The following is a 15,499-nucleotide window of genomic DNA, read 5'->3' on the forward strand; positions in this document are numbered from 1 at the left end:
GCTGTCCGATCCGCCGCCCGCCGCCCCCGCCCGCCCGCCGCGCGCCCGCGGCGGCGGCTGGGCGACTTTCGCGGCGCTGGTGGCGCTGGCCGGGGCCGGGGCGTCGATCGCCGGGCCGAGCCTGCGGCCCTACCTCGCGGAGCAGCTCACCGCCCGCTTCGGCGAGCATGAGCTGATCGGCATCCTGACCGGCACCGCGGCGCCGAAGCCCAAGGACGCGGTGCAGATCGAACTCGCCGCCTTCGACCAGCGCGTCGCAGCGCTGGCCCAGGCACTGGGCCAGCCCGGCAGCCCGGCGGCCGATCCAGCGACGCTGAAGGTGCTGGCCGTGGCGCTCGGCAAGCCGCTGCCCGACACCGGCCCCTCGCCTGAGGCGCGCAAGCTGGCCGAGCTGGAGGGCCGGTTCGCCGCGCTGGGCGGGCGACTCGACACGCTGGAGCCGCGCCTCGGCGACACCGCGGCAGCCGCCGCCGCGACGGCCAAGGCGCAGGGCGACCTGAAGGCCGAACTGGCCACCCGCCTCGACGCCGCCGAGCAGGCCGGTACCGCGCTGGCGCAACGCATCGACGTGCTCGACCAGGGCCTCGCCGCCGTGCGCAAGGAGGGGGCGGACGCGCTCGCCGCCCAGACCACGGCGGTCGACGAGCGGCTCGCCGCCGCCGACCGCCGGATCGGCGAGGTGGACCAGCGCAGCGCCGCCCTGGCGTCCCGCACCAGCGCCGCGATGCTGCTAGCGCTGGTGTCGCGCGTGCGGCTGGCGCTGGAGATGTCGGAGTCCTTCGACGCCGAGGCGAAGACCCTGGCGGCCCTGGTGAACGGCGACCCGGAGACGCGCGCCGCGGTCGAGATCCTGGCCTCGGTGGCGGGCGAGGGGGTGTCGAACCTGCCGCGCCTGCAGCAGACGTTGAAGCCGCTGCTCGCCGCCATCGTCGAATCGGAGCGGGCGGCCACCGCGACATGGTACGCGAAGGCGTCGTCGCTGCTGTTCTGGTCGCAGCCGTGGTCGAGCCGTGCCGAGACGCTCGGCCAGAAGACCGACGCGATCAGCCGCGACCTGCGCAACGGGCTTCTGGACAGCGCGGTGTGGAAGCTGCGCGGGCTCGACACGCCGGTGACGCCGGGCCTGCAGACGTGGCTCGCCGAGGCCAACCGGCGGCTGCTCGCCGATCAGGCCCTGCGCGCGCTGACCGCCATCGCGTTCAAGCGCGCGCAAGGCTGAGCGCGACTCGGGAGCTTATTCGACGCCCCTCAGTCGACGGCCGAGAGCTGCTGGCGCATCGGCAGGCCGCGCGCATCGACCGTCGGGCGGGTCGCGTACCACCAGTTGCCGATCAGCGCGCCGGCCAGACCGCCGACGACCGTGGCGAACGGCCCGTTGGTCAGCACGCTCATGCCGACGCCGCCGGCGAGCACGCCGACGCCGATCGCCAGCGCCTGGTTCGGCGGCAGGCCGAAGATGGTCGAGGACGCCGCGGGCGGTGCGCCCGGAGCCGGAACGGGAGCGGGAGCCGGCGCCGTCTGGGCTCGAGCGCTCAACGGGGCGACGGCCAGGAACGCGGCGAGCACCAGCAGGATAAGCGTGCGCATGGATGAATACCTCCGGGCGAAGCGTAACCGGAGCCATGCTATCATTGATCCGGCAACCCCGCCAACCCGGCCTAGCCGTCGACGTCCGCCGCCGCCACCGTCGCCGGCCGCCCCATCGAGAACAGCCCGGCCAGAAAGGCGCCGATCGAGCAGCCGGCGCCGAAATAGGTGACGATCTCACCCACCATCGCACCGACCGCCACCGTGCCCGACCCGGCGGAGCCGGCCGAAGCCAGCGCCCCCGACGCCACCGCCACGCCGGTCACACCCAGCCCGACCAGCGTGCAGCCCAGCGCCTGCCGCTGCGCCACTTCCGGATTGGCGGAGGGGCTGGTCAGCTCCGTCGCCATCGACCAGGGGAACGGGCCGCCGGCGCCGCCCCCCGCCCCACCGCCGGGCGCAGCCAGGGCCGACACCGGCACCGCGCCCGCCAGCAGGGCGCCGGCCACCGCCGCCGCCGCCGCGCGCCTGCCCCAGTTCCGCCGTATCCTTGCCGTGCCCATCGGCGATCTCCCGAAAAAAAGCTCATACAGGATCCTTGATTTGGTCCGGTGACGGGGCGCGTCGACGGCGCATCCGGGGCGGCGGGGCGGCATGGCGGCGTACCGCCGGGGGCGTCGCGGCGCCACCGGATACCCCGAACGGAAAAGGTCGCTTGTTGGGCACGCGGCAGTTGAGGCACAGTTCCGGCCGGGTGCGCGGCCCAACCTCACGATCGGGCCGCCTCACGATCTGGAATGGTTCCGCCGATGACCTTCGACGCCCTGCTCCGCCGCGCCCGCGGCTCCGCAACCGCCCCGCTGGCCGGTGCCGTCCTGCTGGTGATCGCCGCCGCCGCGACGGCCCAGACGGCCGCGCCGCAGGGGCCGCGTCTCGAACCGCTGGAGGGCGCGTACGTCGCCACCACCCGCGTCAACGTCCGCCAGCAGCCCAGCGCGCAGGCATCGCGCGTCGGCCAGATCGAATCCGGGGCGACGGTGCGGGTCACCGGCAAGGTGGCGGGCGCCCCCTGGTACGCGGTGGTGCAGGACAACGGCACGCCGGGCTTCGTCGCCGCCGATCTGCTGCGCGCGCCGCCGGCCCCGGTGCAGGCTCAGGTGCAAGTCCAGGCGCCGGCCCAGGCGCCGGTGGCCGCCGCTCCGGCTCCGGTGGTCCCGACCGCGGACGACGCGGCGCTGAAGGAGCAGTTGACGAAGATCGAGGGCGCCCTGACCGAACTCAACCGGCAGATGCCCAACGCCAAGGAACTGGAAAGCCTGTCCGCTGCGGTGAAGGGCCTGCTGGAGCGCGAGCAGAAGCGCCTCGCCGAGGAGGCCGCGACCGCCACCGAGCCGAAGCCGGCGCCCACCCCGGAAGGCCCGGGCATCGCCGAGCGCATGACCCGGCTGCAGGAACAGATCGCGCAGCAGATCGCCGAGCAGAAGGCGGAGTTCGGCCGGCTCGGCGACAAGATCGAATCGGTGGAAAGCTCGGTGCAGCCGCTGATCGACTGGGCGAAGGGCTGGACCAGCAAGGCCGGCCCGGCGGCCGACAGCGCCCAGAGCTGGCTGTACACCACCTACGCCTCGCTGCGCGACTGGCTGCTCGGCTGGATCCCCGGGTGGGGCGCCAAGCCGCAGCCGGACATGAACACACCACAGCGGACGTAGGCTTCTTCACTCCCTCCCCCAGCCCCGCTGGGGGAGGGTCGGGGTGGGGGCAGCGGCCGACCGGACAAGCCGTAGCCCCCACCCTCCCGCTTTGCGGGCCCCTCCACCGGTCGCCCGCAAGTCGGGCGATCGCGCTCCGCCTACGATCGCCTTCGGCGCTCATTAACTTCGTTACCGGCTCCACGCCCCCGCCGGAGGCGAGGGAGGGGCGATAACGCCTACTTCGCCTGCTTGCTCGCGACGTTGGCGACCTGCTCGGCGATGCGGTCCACCGCCTGGTTGGCGGCCAGACGGGCCTTCGCCTCGCCGAGCCAGACGCGCGCCGCACCGGCGGCGTCGCCCTCCAGCTTGGCCAGCTCCTCCACCGCGCCGCGCAGGTCGCCGTCGTACAGCTTGCCCTGCGCCCGCTCGACGATGTCGGCGGGACGGTCGGGCTGCGGCCCCTCGGGGGCCGGCGGCTCGGCCGACCAGGTGACCAAGTTGGTCAGGGTGTTGATGCCGGTGACGTTGGTCAGCCAGTGCATCATCGACGGCCGCGCCTCGGTGCGCGCCACCGCGTCGGACACCGACGAGAACTCGCGCCGCAGCTGCGAATCCAGCGGGATGCCGGTGCTGGCGTAGGACTCGATGGCCGCCAGCAGCGGCTCCAGGTCGTCACCCTTGCCGCCGAAGGCGCGCACCGCCTTCAGCTCGGCGTCGAAGGGCACCGGGCGGCGCAGCACGGCGCGCAGCTGCAGCTGCGCCAGCGCGCGGGTCTGCGCTTCCAGCGCGGCCTGCGTCGCCTTGACGCCGGCGGCCTGGTCGTTGGCCTTGGCGACCACCCCGGCGAGGTCGGCGAGGCGGCGGTCCAGCTCGGCCAGCGACTGGGCGTGGCGGCCGTTCTCGACCTCCTGCCGGGCCTGCCACTCCATGCCGGGCGTGCGCAGGTGCAGGGCGCGGTACAGCGGCGTGGTCCAGTAGGGCGCGCCCAGCGCCAGCACCACCGCGGCCGAGGCCAGCAGCAGCGCCGCCTTGTTGCCGCTGCGCGGCGGGGCCGGCGGCGGGGCGGGCGGGTCCACGTAAACGTCGTTGGCGGGCGCCGTCTCCGTCTTGCTGCTGTCCTGCTCGCTGCTCATCGGCCCCTCGGATACCAGTTCGTTGATTAAGCGCACTATACTGCACGCACCGCGATTGCGCACCGCGAAAGAGGTAGTTCCGCCCTCCGGCCTACAGCGTCAGCACGGATATCACGGCGTGCACCAGCAGGGTCAGCGTCACCCCGATGATGATCGAGCGCGCGATGGCGGAGTTGATCTCCAGCACCGAGTCCTTGCGCCCGCCGCCGATGACGATGGCGGCGGCCCCGGCCAGCACCGCGCTCAGCGCCACCTTCAGCAGCACCCAGCCCATGCTGGACGCCGGGCGGTAGCCCTCGAGGATCAGCTTCTGGAAGAACTGGCCGCGCCACAGCTCGAAGTTCTGCTGCGGGAACTGCAGGTGCCAGGTCTGCATGGAGCTCCAGCTTGCCACGCCGAGCGACAGCACCAGCAGCATCAGCGACCCCACCACCATGTTGATGAGGATCGACGAGAAGATGTAGGTGCGCGCCTCGATGCGCAGGTTCTCCATGGCCTTGAACTGCGAGGACAGCACGCGATTGCCGATGTCGGCGGCGATGATGGCGTTGTTGCGGGCGACGAACAGGATCGAGCTGATCAGCGGCACCGCCACCGTGCCCTGCACGAGGCCAAGCCCCACCAGCGTCTCGTCGTGCAGCAGCGACTTCAGGTAGCCGCCGAACGAGTTGTAGTGGAAGCCGAACCACATGGACACGAAGCCCATGATCAGCGCCCCCGCCCCCATGTAGATCAGCATCAGCGGCGAGACGCACAGCTCCCAGAAATACTCGGCCATGTAGCGGCCGAACCAGTAGAGCTTCGAGCGGTGGCCGATCGCCGCCGGCCACGGGTTGCGGCGCGGCTGGACGGTCTGGGCGGGCGCCGCCGCCGGAGCCGGCGCGGCGCCCGTGGCGGTGGGGGCGCCGCCGTCGGCGTCGAGCTTCAGCAGCTCGGCCTCGATGATTTCGGCGTCGCGCGGCACCTCGACCAGCCGGCGCGAGCGGGTGTCGAACAGCAGCACGCGGTCGGCGACCGGCAGCAGGTCCTTGACGTGGTGCGCCACCACCAGCGCCGGCTTGCCCATCGACTGGCAGAGGTCGCGGATCAGCTCGCCCAGCCGACGCGCCATGTTGACGTCGAGGCCGGAGTTCGGCTCGTCGAACAGCAGCACCGGCCGGTCGGCCAGCAGCGTGCGCGCGATGGCGAGGCGCTGGCGCTGGCCGCCGCTGCACGACGCGATGGTCTTGCGCGGCTCGATGTCGCCCAGCAGCGCGGTGGCCCCCGAGACCAGCTCCGGGTCCGGCGCGCCGCCGGCGTGGTCGGCGGCGATGCGCAGGTTCTCCAGCGCGCTCAGGTCGTTGAACAGCGCGTGGTCCTGGAAGACGATGCCGCCGACGTGGCTGCGCTCCTGCCCCAGGTCGATGGAGCGGCCGCCACAGCCCAGCCGGCCGGCCACCGCCCAGCCCTCGCGCCCGGTGTCCAGCAGGCCGCCCAGCAGCTTGACGATGGTGGACTTGCCGCAGCCGCTGGGGCCGACCAGCAGCACCACCTCGCTGGGCCCGATGGTGAAGGTGGCGTCGCGCACCAGCAGCGCGCCGCTCGGCCGGTGGATGGTCAGCCCGGCGATGTCGAGCGAAGTGGAGGTCGCGGTCATTGGGCCGTGCCGTGCAGGAGGGGCCGGGGCGACTGGCGGTCGAGCGCGAGGATCTCCTCGCGCCGCTGCGCGTTCATCAGGATGATCAGCGGACCCGGCCGCCCGGTGACGAAGCCGCGGAAGGTGTAGGCGGCCAGCGCGTTGAGGTCGGACTGCGGGTGCACGCCGAACAGCACCTGCGGCGTCATCCGCGCCAGCTCGCCGGCCGGCTGCGAGGCGGCGCTCAGGTAGGGCCCCAGGCGCTGGTCGGTGAGCAGCCGGGCCAGCACGTCCTTCAGCCGGGTGTCGCGCGCCACCGCGTCCACCACGTTGCCGGCGAAGGTGCGCAGGAAGTCCTTGGCCTGCCAGCTGTCGAGGATGCGCTGCGCGGTCTTCTCGATCAGCGCGCGCTCGCGCACGTCGCGCTGGATGGCGTCCATCGCCTGCTCGACCGGCGTCAGGTCCCACTGGTGCGCGTGGAAGACGCTGAACAGCGAGCCGACGTTGGCCGACACCATTTCCCACAGCAGCGGCTCGGCCCGCTTCAGGACGATGGCCTTGAGGTCGCGCCCCACCGCCTCGCGCAGCACCGGCTCGGCGCTGCGCAGCAGTTCCTCGTAGGCGGCCCTGGTGCGCGGGTCGCGCCACGCCGCCTCGATGGTCTCGCGGCCGATCTCGGTCAGCGCGCTGCGGTAGTCCTCGTTGAACTCGGGCGAGCGCAGCACCGCGTCCACCGCCTCGCGCAGGCCGCGGCCGAGCTTCTCCAGGCCGCGCTGCAGCTGGGCGCGCTCCTCCTCCGAGGCCATCAGCCACAGCACGCGCAGGTCGGCGTTGAACAGCAGCCCCTCGCTGCCGTCGATCAGCCGCGGATCGGAGGGGTCGTAGAGGGTGACGTCGATGCGGCCGTCCGCCTTGACGTTGGCTTGGCCCGCACGCAGCGTCGAGCGGTCGGCGCGCATGATGAAGACGGGGATCGCGTCCGCCGCCGCGACCGATCCAGGATCCGGCAGGCGGTAGACCCAGGTGGGCGGCGGGTTGCGGGTCGGCAGCGTCGCCCAGCCCGCGGACAGGAACAGCAGCGACAGGCCGATGCTTGCGGCCATCGCCGCCGGCCGCCCGAACATGACATTCACGGAGCGCACTGAACCCGACCACCCCCAGCCTCGCAGCGGCACGATAACAGCGTGTCCGGTAGCGGATTGTAAAGTGACTTCGTCGCGCAACGGTCACGGCGAGAGTTGTGGCCCGCACCGGGGCGAGCCGTTAGAATGGCCGCCAGCGCGTTTCCATTGCCGCCGCAGGCCCTCATCATGATGACGACCGCGGGTTTCATCGTCCGGATGCTGCTCACGCTGTTGACGGTGTTCGGGACCTACAACCCGTCCGGATACTCCTACTGGCACTGGATCCGCATGGAGGATGCCGGGGACTGGACGTTGAAGCTGTTCGCCGGCACCGTCATCGTCTTCCTGCTCTACACGCACGTCCTGGCGACGTGGCGGTCGATGAAGCTGATCGGCGTGACGATGGTGGTGATCAGCTACGTCACCGCGGTGTGGACGCTGTGGGACCACGACCTGCTCGACCTCAACGACCCGACCATCGTCACGCTGACCCTGCTGTCCGGCGTGACGCTGGTGCTGGGCATGGGCTTCCTGTGGTCGCTGGTGCGCTACCGGCTGTCCGGTCAGGTCGATTCGCAGAACGTCATCCCGCCATGAGCGCCGGCTGAGGATCCCCTGCCGTGAAATTCTTCGGATACCTCGTCCGGCTGCTCGGCTGTTTCCTGCTGCTGTTCGGCACCTGGAACCCGGCCGGCTATTCCTACGTCGCCTGGCTGTCGCAGGACGACGGTTACCGCTTCTCGTTCAAGGTGGTGGTCGGTGTGCTGCTGTTCATGGTGTACGTCGTCTACCTGCGCATCGCGTGGCTGGCGCTGGGGGCGCTGGGCGTCGGCATCTCGGCGGCGATCCTGCTGACCGGCTACATGACGCTGCGCCACTACGGCGTGTTCGACGAGCAGGCGCCGTTCTGGACCGGCTACCTGATGCTGACCATCGCCTCGGTGACGCTGGCCGCCGGCCTGAGCTGGGCGCACTTCAAGCGCCGCGTCCTCGGCACCTCGCAGGTCATCTACCCGCCGCCTTGAGCATTTGATTTCATTCCACTTCTCCCGTCATCCCCGCGAAGGCGGGGATCCATACGTTCCACAGCTGCACGTTGTGGGAATTATGGATCCCCGCCTTCGCGGGGATGACGGTGAGAGAAAGAATGAAAGGTCCCTACCGCCGCCGCTTCAGCGTCGGGAAGGCGATTTCCTGCGGCAGGCGGGCGCGCGGCAGGCGGAAGTGGCGGTGGCGCGGGAACAGGCCGAGCATGTTGTAGCGGTATTCCTGGATCATCACGAGGCCGACCAGGAACAGCCAGAAGTTCAGCCGGTTGCACAGCCACAGCCCGAGGATCACCGCGTACAGCGTCAGCGCCGCGGTCATCGTGGCGACGGTCAGGTCCATGGCGATGGTCGCCACCGAATGCCACCAGCCCTGCCGGGCGATGCCGAACACGGCGCGACCGAGCAGCAGCGCTGCGGCCATGGCGAGGCCAAGCGTCAGGTTCAGCCGCTCGTCGTCCAGCATCAGACGGTCGAGCAGCAGGCCGGGCGCCACCTCCATCCGGTCGCGGACCAGGGAGCCGAACGCCTCCAGGTGGAAGTCCCAGGGCCCGCCGCGGTTGAAGACGGAATCGAAGCTGAGCGGCTGGCCGGGCAGCGGCGTCACCGCCACCAGGCAGATGCCCAGCAGCAGGCCGGCCAGCGTGGCGTTGTCCTCGCGGAAGCCGCCGTACAGGTCCCAGTGGGCGGCGGTGTCCGTCACCCAGCGGTACGTCAGCAGCGGAACGATGATCAGCAGCGGGCCGACGGCGAAGGACGCGGCGGATGAGAGCAGCTCAAGAACGTCCATCGCTCACCGCCCGCGAGCCGTGGAGGGCGCGCCCAGCGCCCCCTTTCAGACTTCGACGCTCTTGTACCAGCGCTGGGTCGGCAGCAGGCCGGCGCGGCGCGGCTTCCAGCCGTTCTCGATCATGATGCGCTTGACGTGCCGGCGGGCCTCGGCCTCGCCGATGGCGCCGTTCGAGAAGTCGCGCAGGATCTCGGCCGTCTGCTCGAACTGCTTCTTGCTGACCTTGCCCTTCTTGCCGGCGTGCTTGTCCAGCACCTGGCGGATGCGCCGGCCGGTCTCGGTCTCGAAGACGTAGTCGTTGTCTTCCGCGACCGACCGCATCATGCCGCGCGCCTCGTCGAGCGTCAGGTTGAAGCGGGTGACCCCCTCCTCCAGGACGCGGCGCTCGGTCTCGCGGTCGATGAACTTGCTCGTCAGGCCGTTGAGCTTGACGAGGTCGGCAAATCTGCGACGCGGGTCTTCGGTATCGGCCATTGCGGATCCATGAACTTTGAGACGGCAGAGACGACGGTCGCCACCACCCGGCCGTGCGTGCGACCGCACCCAGGACGGGAAGAAGACGGCACATTAAGAGTAACCCGAACGGTCAAAGTCAAGAAAACACCTTGGGACAATGATGCGTTTCCACAGCCATCGCCGCGGGCCTGCGTCACGATGCGGCGGACCGCCGGTAACAAGTGGGGCCGGTGACAAGTGGGATTGCACACGCACGCGTGACTTCAACTCCCTGGGAAACGAAGGTAAAGTCGTTCGGGCTACCCCGTCCGTCCGGGACTCGGGGGAGGAACGCCGCAGGGAGCACTGTGCCGAACACCGCCCCGCCCCTCCGCGCACCGGCAGCCACCGGGCGCGCCGTGGAGTCGGACCGCCTGTTTCTCCAGGCGGGCGGCCGGCGATGGTCGGTTCCTGCCGCCGACGTGCTGTGCATCGCCGACCCGCCTGCCGCGCTCTCTCCCATCCCGCACGCCCCGTCCCCCGTCGCCGGCCTCTCTGGAATCGAGGGGCGCGCCTTCGCCGTGCTCGACCTCGCGCCCGGGAGCATCGGCGGCGCCCTGGTCGTGGTCGCCTCCGGCCGCGGCGGGCTGGCCCTGCGCGTCGAGGCGGTGGGCCGCGGCGCCGGTGACGCTCCGCCGCTGTGCGACCTCCTGGCCGACATCGCCCCCTGGGCGCCGCCGCCGGCCGCCGGGTGGGCGCCGAGTCTCCGCCCCGTCCAGGCCGCCGCACCGGCGCGGCGCGTGCCGTTCCTCCTGGTCGCCGGCGGCGGCGTCACCGCGGCGCTGCCGGTCGAGCGCGTCGGCCGCGTCGGCGTGGTGTCGGCGGTGCAGCCCCTGCGCAGCGGCGACTCGCTGGTGCGGGTGGACGGCGACCTGCTGCCCGCGCACCGCCTCGCCGACGCCCTGCCGACCGTGCCCGGCGAGGCCGGAGACCCGCGCTGGGCGGTGGTGCTGCGCGGCGGGAGCCAGGAGAGCGCGCTGCTGGTCGACCGGGTCGTCGGGCTGGAGCCCTGCGAGGCGCGCAGCATCGCCGCGGTGACGCTGCCCGACGGCCGGCCGCAGCGCTGGCTGAACCGACCCGACACCGACCCGGTGCCGGTGCTCGACGACGGCACGCCGCCCGCGGCGCCGGGCGCCCGGTCCTCGACGGAACCAACGCGCGCCGCCGCGGACGCCGTGCTCACCGTCCAGGCCGGCGACCTACGGCTGGCGCTGCCGCTCGCCCTCGTCGGCCGCATCCTCGATTCCGCCGTCGTTCCGGCGCCCCGGCCGGCGGCCAGGCTCGTCCCGGTCCTCGACGTCGCCGTCGCGCTCGGCCGCCGTGCCGAGGCGCGGGCCGGCGCCCTGGTCCTCGTCCGCACCGCCGGCGGCACCCCGCTGCTGCTGTCGGTGGACCGCGTGCTGGCGTTGCCGCCGCCCGTGTCCTGGCAGCCGGTGGCACCGCTGCCGCCCGCCGCGGCGCTGGCGTTCGACGCCGCCGGCCGCGACGAGGCCGGCTGGCTGTTCCGCCTGCGCCACGACCCGCCCTCCCCTGCCGCCGTGCCGAGGCACCTGCGGCGCGCCCTCGCCGCCGCCCGCCTCGGCTGGGCGGATCCCGACACCCCCGCTTGAGTTGCCGACCATGACCATCAAAACCAAACTCCGGCTGGCCTTCGGGATCCTGATAGGGCTCTTCGTCGCGTTCGGCGTCGGCGTCCTGCAGGTGCTGTCGGCGGTGTCGGCGGACAGCGACCTGGTCGCCAAGGACGTGCTGCTCGGCATCCAGGCCACCTACGCCATCGACGTCGCCTCCAGCGACTACCGCGGCGCCGAGATGATGCATGTGCTGAGCCACGACGACGGCGACATGCAGGCGCTCGAGCAGACCATGGCCCGCCTGAAGGACGACATCGCCCACTGGCGCAAGCGGTACGAGCCGCTCGTCGACACGCCGGAGGAGCGCCGCTACTACGACGCCTTCGCGCGCGACTACACCGCCTATCTGGCGAGCAGCGCCAAAATGCTCGACCTGTCGCGCCGCAACGAGACCGCCGGGGCGACGGCGCTGCTGCGGGAGACCGGCGCCCTCTTCCAGGAGTTCTCCACCGACCTGGAGGAGCTGGTCCGCCTCGCCGCCGCGCACGCCGCCGAGGCCAACCGCGCCTCGGCCACGCTGATCGGCGACAGCCGCACCCTGATCCTCGCCGGCATGGCGCTGGTGCTGCTGTTCGGCGGCGCCTGCCTGTGGGGCGTGGACCGCGGCATCGGCCAGCCGGTCGCGGCCATGACCGGCACGCTGACCCAGCTGGCCGCCGGCGACTTCTCGCGCATCGAGGCCGGCACCGACCGCGCCGACGACCTCGGCCGCATGGCCCGCGCGGTGGAGGCCACCGGCATGGCGGTGCGGGCGCTGGCCACCGACCTCGGCGAACTGGTGGACGCCGCGCACGCCGGCGCCCTGTCCACCCGCGTCGAGGCGATCGGCCACACCGGCGAATACGCCGTGCTGGTCAAGGGCATGAACGAGTTGATCGAGGGCCTGACCCGCCCGCTGTTCGAGGTGGTGGAGGTCATGCAGCTGCTCGCCGCTGGCGACCTGCGCGGCCGCATGGAAGGCGCCTACGAGGGCGACCTGCGCGCCCTGAAGGCCAACATGAACCGCAGCCTCGACGCGCTGGTCAGCCTGCTGCACGAGCTGGGCTCGGTCACCGCGGCCATGGCGCAGGGCAACCTGACGCGCGCCGTCGGCGGCAGCTACCAGGGCGACTTCGCGGTGCTGAAGGGCCACATCAACCAGGCCATCGAGCAGCTGCGCGGCCTGATCGGCTCGGTCGCCGAGGACACCCAGCAGATCGCCGTCGCCATCACCCAGACCTCCGCCGCCGCCCGGCAGGTGGCCGAGGAATCCTCGCGCTCGCTGACCACGCTGAACGGCGTCGCCGCCAGCATCGGCGAGACCGCAGCGTCGGTCGACACCATCGCCGGCAGCGCCGCGCGCGGCAGCGAACTGGCGGCGCGCACCAGCGCCTTCGCCGACGAGGGGCGCGCGCGCCTCGTCCACCTCGCCGGGTCGGTGGAGCGCATCGCCGCCACGCATGGCCGGATCGAGCAGATCACCGGCAAGATCACCCGCATCTCCGACAAGACGCACATCCTGTCGCTGAACGCCGGCATCGAGGCGGCGCGGGCCGGCGAGGAGGGCATGGGCTTCGCCATCGTCGCCCAGCAGATCGGCCGGCTGGCCGAGGAGGCGGCGCTCGCCGCCCACGACATCGAGCAGATCATCGCCGAATCGGCGCTGGTCGTGCGCGAGGGCGTCGGCACCACCGCCGAGGCGCGCACCGCCATCGAGCGCATCGCCGAGGCGGCGCACGACAGCGGCGCCACCGTGCAGGCGATGTCCGCCGCCATCACCCAGCAGTCGGCGGCGGTGAAGGACCTGCACGAGCGGGTGTCGGCGCTGCGCCAGGGCAGCCAGGCCAACGCCGCCGCCGCCGAGGAGATCAGCGCCACCATGGAGGAGCTGGCCCGCATGGTCCACCGCGCCCGCGAGCAGGTCGGCCGCTTCGTCCTCACCCAGTCCGCCCAAACGGAGCCGCGCGCCCAATGGCAGCCCCTTACGCTCGAAAGCTCGGCAAGCTCCTGACGCCGCTCGCCGGCTGTCTGATCCTCGGCGGGGCGCTGTACTTCGCCGGCACCACCTACCAGGACGCGGGCGCCGAGGCGCTGGCCGTGGTCTACCGGGTGCTGGGCTACGCGCTCAGCATCGGGCTGATCCTGTTCGCCGCGCTGTTCGTGCACCGGCTGGTGCAGGTGGTGGTGCTGGAGGGGCTGGTCACCTCCGCGCTGGGCGAGCCGGTGCCGCGGCTGCTGGTGCAGCTGTCCGGCATGGTGGTGTTCGGCATCGCCTTCGCCGCCATCGCCGGCTACGTGTTCAAGCAGGACCTGACCGTGCTGTGGGCGGCGTCCGGCGTGCTCGGCGTCGTGCTCGGCATGGCGATCCGCGAGCCGCTGCTCGACATCTGCTCCGGCCTCGCCCTCAACCTCGACCGGCCGATCCGCATCGGCGACCACATCCGCCTGCACCGCATGGGCGACATCACCGTCGAAGGCCGGGTGCAGGAGATCAGCTGGCGCAGCACCCGCATCCAGGACGACTTCCGCAACATCATCGTGGTGCCGAACAGCCGGCTCGCCGCCGCCACCATCACCAACCACTCGCGCCCCGGGCCGTTCATCGAGTTCATGACCACCGTGATCCTCGACCACGGCGCCCCGACCGAGCGGGCGCTGCGCATCCTCGAGGCGGCGGCGCTGGAGGCGTGGGGCCCCTTCGCGGTGCCGGGGGCCGCGCCGCCCTACATCCGGGTGCGCGCGGCGACGCTGGACGGCGTCGATTACGGCATCTACTTCGAGATCCCCGTCGAGAAGCGGTTCCGTGCCCGCAGCATGGTGCTGCAGAAGGTGCTGGAGCACCTCGACGTCGCCGGCCTGCGCCCGGCCTGGCCGAAGGGCGAGCGCAGCCCCGGCGACCCGGCGACGCGGGCGTGGCGCGACCTCGACGCCGCGCGGATCGCCCAGGCGCTGGCCGGCACCGCGCTGTTCGGCGGGCTGCCGGACGGCGACGTGCGGGTGCTGGCGGAGAACGCCCGGCTGCGCCGCCTGCCGGCGGGCGCCACGCTGGTCCAGGCCGGCGAGGCGGCGGCGGCGCTCTACGTCGTGCTGGAGGGGTTGCTGACCGTCGAGCCGGTGCGCGGGCGCACCGGGCAGGGTGAACCGCCGCGCGACGCCGGCCCCGGCAGCGTGGTCGGCGCGGTCGCCCTGTTCCAGGGCACGACGTACGCCGAGACGGCGCGCGGCCGCACCGAGGCGCTGGTGGTGGAACTCGGCCTGGAAGCGATCCGCGCCCTGGTGACCCGCCGCCCGGAAAGCGCGGAGGAGCTGAGCCGGCAGGTGGCGGCGCTGGTGGTCAGCGAGCTGCGCGGACGCGCCGGCGGCCGCCGCAGCGTCGCCGCCGAGGCCGACCTCGCCGCCGACGTGCTGGCGCACATCCGCCGCGCCACGGGCGTGCAGCCGGTGGCGCTGGTATCGGGAGGGTAAGGCCCGTCCGGAGGAAGTAGCCGGGAAGCCCGGATATCACCGGGCGGCGGACCAGGGTAGCGTCGGCGGTCCGCATCCCAGATACCACCGCCTGGAGGGCGCCGATGTCCGGTCTTGTGCTGTTCCTGCTGCTTCCCGCCATTGCGCTGGGCATGGCGATGGCGGGGCCGTCGGGACGGTAATCGCCGTATTGCCCCCACCCCCGGCCCCTCCCCCGCTGCGCAGGGGAGGGGAGCTCGGCCCTCCCCTGCGCAGCGGGGGAGGGGCCGGGGGTGGGGGCAAGTGCTCCGTCAGATCGTCCAGTCGTCCACCGGAATGAGTCCCCGCCGCTCCAGCTCCTTGACAACCCGCGCCGCCAGGGCCTCGGGCGTCTCCTCGCCGGCCGGCAGGTGGATCTCCGGTGCCTCCGGCGCCTCGTACGGGCTGCTGATGCCGGTGAAGTTCGGCAGTTGCCCGGCCCGTGCCTTCTGGTACAGCCCCTTCGGATCGCGCGCCTCGCACACCGCCAGCGGGGCGTCGACGAACACCTCCAGGAACTCGCCCTCGGCGACCAGCGCGCGCGCCATGCCGCGTTCCTCGCGGAAGGGCGAGATGAAGCTGACCAGCACGATCAGCCCGGCGTCCACCATCAACTTCGCCACCTCGCCGACGCGCCGGATGTTCTCCACCCGGTCCTCGGCCGTGAAGCCCAGGTCCTTGTTCAGGCCGTGGCGGACGTTGTCGCCGTCCAGGCTCATGGTGCGCCGGCCGCGGCGGTGCAGCTCCTGCTCCACCAGATCCGCCACCGTCGACTTGCCGGCCCCCGACAGACCGGTGAACCACAGCACGCACGGCGTCTGATCGTTCAGCGCGGCGCGTTGCGGCTTGCCGACCTTCATCGACTGCCAGTGGATGTTCGAGGCGCGGCGCAGCGGAAAATCGATCATGCCGCAGCCCACGGTGGCGTTGCTGATCCGGTCGATCAGCACGAAGCTGCCCGTCGCCCGGTTGTCGGCGTAGG

At 72.3% G+C, this 15,499-nt stretch carries 15 protein-coding genes; 7 read left to right on the forward strand and 8 right to left on the reverse strand.

The window, feature by feature from the left end; all coding sequences use genetic code 11:
• On the forward strand, positions 1–1,219 hold a 1,219-nt coding region (locus TSO221_RS35405; protein WP_199229472.1), incomplete at its 5' end, for a hypothetical protein.
• A gap of 29 nt (positions 1,220–1,248) precedes the next feature.
• On the opposite strand, the gene TSO221_RS13335 is transcribed toward TSO221_RS35405, so the two are convergent.
• Complete coding sequence (locus tag TSO221_RS13335) at positions 1,249–1,587, reverse strand: hypothetical protein (protein WP_109118992.1); 339 nt, start codon at positions 1,585–1,587, stop codon at positions 1,249–1,251.
• Between the two features lie 71 nt (positions 1,588–1,658).
• Positions 1,659–2,090, reverse strand: a complete 432-nt coding sequence (locus TSO221_RS13340; RefSeq protein ID WP_146208792.1) for a hypothetical protein — start codon at positions 2,088–2,090, stop codon at positions 1,659–1,661.
• A gap of 246 nt (positions 2,091–2,336) precedes the next feature.
• On the opposite strand from TSO221_RS13340, the gene TSO221_RS13345 reads away from it, so the two are divergent.
• The gene (locus tag TSO221_RS13345) at positions 2,337–3,236 is read left to right on the forward strand and encodes an SH3 domain-containing protein (protein WP_158284083.1); all 900 of its coding nucleotides are present in this window, start codon (positions 2,337–2,339) and stop codon (positions 3,234–3,236) included.
• Between the two features lie 218 nt (positions 3,237–3,454).
• On the opposite strand, the gene TSO221_RS13350 is transcribed toward TSO221_RS13345, so the two are convergent.
• From TSO221_RS13350 to TSO221_RS13360, 3 genes are all read right to left on the reverse strand, one after another.
• Positions 3,455–4,351 (reverse strand): hypothetical protein, encoded by an 897-nt coding sequence (locus TSO221_RS13350; RefSeq protein WP_109118995.1) that lies wholly within the window; start codon positions 4,349–4,351, stop codon positions 3,455–3,457.
• 91 nt (positions 4,352–4,442) lie between these two features.
• On the reverse strand, positions 4,443–5,987 hold the full coding sequence (locus tag TSO221_RS13355; RefSeq protein ID WP_109118996.1) for an ATP-binding cassette domain-containing protein: 1,545 nt from the start codon (positions 5,985–5,987) through the stop codon (positions 4,443–4,445).
• Entirely contained in the window at positions 5,984–7,069 is a 1,086-nt protein-coding gene (locus TSO221_RS13360; protein ID WP_247878034.1) for a hypothetical protein, read from the reverse strand. Before TSO221_RS13360 ends, TSO221_RS13355 begins: the two co-directional genes overlap by 4 nt.
• 207 nt (positions 7,070–7,276) lie before the next feature.
• On the opposite strand from TSO221_RS13360, the gene TSO221_RS13365 reads away from it, so the two are divergent.
• Positions 7,277–7,687 (forward strand): DUF6524 family protein, encoded by a 411-nt coding sequence (locus TSO221_RS13365; RefSeq protein ID WP_109119005.1) that lies wholly within the window; start codon positions 7,277–7,279, stop codon positions 7,685–7,687.
• Positions 7,688–7,710: 23 nt separating this feature from the next.
• On the forward strand, positions 7,711–8,115 hold the full coding sequence (locus TSO221_RS13370; protein ID WP_109118998.1) for a DUF6524 family protein: 405 nt from the start codon (positions 7,711–7,713) through the stop codon (positions 8,113–8,115).
• A 133-nt stretch (positions 8,116–8,248) separates the two neighbouring features.
• Here the strand turns inward: TSO221_RS13370 and TSO221_RS13375 are convergent, their stop codons facing one another.
• Positions 8,249–8,926 (reverse strand): hypothetical protein, encoded by a 678-nt coding sequence (locus TSO221_RS13375; RefSeq protein WP_109118999.1) that lies wholly within the window; start codon positions 8,924–8,926, stop codon positions 8,249–8,251.
• A gap of 45 nt (positions 8,927–8,971) precedes the next feature.
• Positions 8,972–9,400 (reverse strand): hypothetical protein, encoded by a 429-nt coding sequence (locus TSO221_RS13380; RefSeq protein WP_109119000.1) that lies wholly within the window; start codon positions 9,398–9,400, stop codon positions 8,972–8,974.
• A gap of 329 nt (positions 9,401–9,729) precedes the next feature.
• Here TSO221_RS13380 and TSO221_RS13385 point away from each other — a divergent pair, with 329 nt between their 5' ends.
• The 3 genes from TSO221_RS13385 to TSO221_RS13395 are packed head-to-tail and all read left to right on the forward strand — an operon-like array spanning position 9,730 to position 14,499.
• Complete coding sequence (locus TSO221_RS13385; RefSeq protein WP_146208793.1) at positions 9,730–11,031, forward strand: chemotaxis protein CheW; 1,302 nt, start codon at positions 9,730–9,732, stop codon at positions 11,029–11,031.
• Positions 11,032–11,041: 10 nt separating this feature from the next.
• Positions 11,042–13,045 carry a methyl-accepting chemotaxis protein gene (locus tag TSO221_RS13390; RefSeq protein ID WP_146208794.1) on the forward strand — a complete coding sequence of 668 codons (2,004 nt, stop codon included), beginning with the start codon at positions 11,042–11,044 and terminating at the stop codon, positions 13,043–13,045.
• A complete protein-coding gene (locus TSO221_RS13395) occupies positions 13,006–14,499 on the forward strand; it encodes a mechanosensitive ion channel family protein (RefSeq protein ID WP_109119003.1) in 1,494 nt (497 codons plus the stop codon). The genes TSO221_RS13390 and TSO221_RS13395 overlap by 40 nt, the downstream gene beginning before the upstream one ends.
• Before the next feature lie 290 nt (positions 14,500–14,789).
• On the opposite strand, the gene cysC is transcribed toward TSO221_RS13395, so the two are convergent.
• Positions 14,790–15,499, reverse strand: a 710-nt coding sequence (cysC, locus tag TSO221_RS13400) for an adenylyl-sulfate kinase (protein WP_109119004.1), incomplete at its 5' end; no start/stop codon positions are given.

This window comes from Azospirillum sp. TSO22-1 (assembly GCF_003116015.1).
Classification (GTDB): domain Bacteria; phylum Pseudomonadota; class Alphaproteobacteria; order Azospirillales; family Azospirillaceae; genus Azospirillum.

Bases quoted from the DNA above. Each gene is read 5' to 3' on its own strand.
- TSO221_RS13375 (WP_109118999.1), bottom strand. From the start codon at position 8,926: ATGGACGTTCTTGAGCTGCTCTCATCCGCCGCGTCCTTCGCCGTCGGC.
- TSO221_RS13380 (WP_109119000.1), bottom strand. From the start codon at position 9,400: ATGGCCGATACCGAAGACCCGCGTCGCAGATTTGCCGACCTCGTCAAG.
- TSO221_RS13350 (WP_109118995.1), bottom strand. From the start codon at position 4,351: ATGAGCAGCGAGCAGGACAGCAGCAAGACGGAGACGGCGCCCGCCAAC.
- TSO221_RS13365 (WP_109119005.1), top strand. From the start codon at position 7,277: ATGATGACGACCGCGGGTTTCATCGTCCGGATGCTGCTCACGCTGTTG.
- TSO221_RS13345 (WP_158284083.1), top strand. From the start codon at position 2,337: ATGACCTTCGACGCCCTGCTCCGCCGCGCCCGCGGCTCCGCAACCGCC.
- TSO221_RS13335 (WP_109118992.1), bottom strand. From the start codon at position 1,587: ATGCGCACGCTTATCCTGCTGGTGCTCGCCGCGTTCCTGGCCGTCGCC.
- TSO221_RS13390 (WP_146208794.1), top strand. From the start codon at position 11,042: ATGACCATCAAAACCAAACTCCGGCTGGCCTTCGGGATCCTGATAGGG.
- TSO221_RS13340 (WP_146208792.1), bottom strand. From the start codon at position 2,090: ATGGGCACGGCAAGGATACGGCGGAACTGGGGCAGGCGCGCGGCGGCG.
- TSO221_RS13395 (WP_109119003.1), top strand. From the start codon at position 13,006: ATGGCAGCCCCTTACGCTCGAAAGCTCGGCAAGCTCCTGACGCCGCTC.
- TSO221_RS13360 (WP_247878034.1), bottom strand. From the start codon at position 7,069: ATGGCCGCAAGCATCGGCCTGTCGCTGCTGTTCCTGTCCGCGGGCTGG.
- TSO221_RS13355 (WP_109118996.1), bottom strand. From the start codon at position 5,987: ATGACCGCGACCTCCACTTCGCTCGACATCGCCGGGCTGACCATCCAC.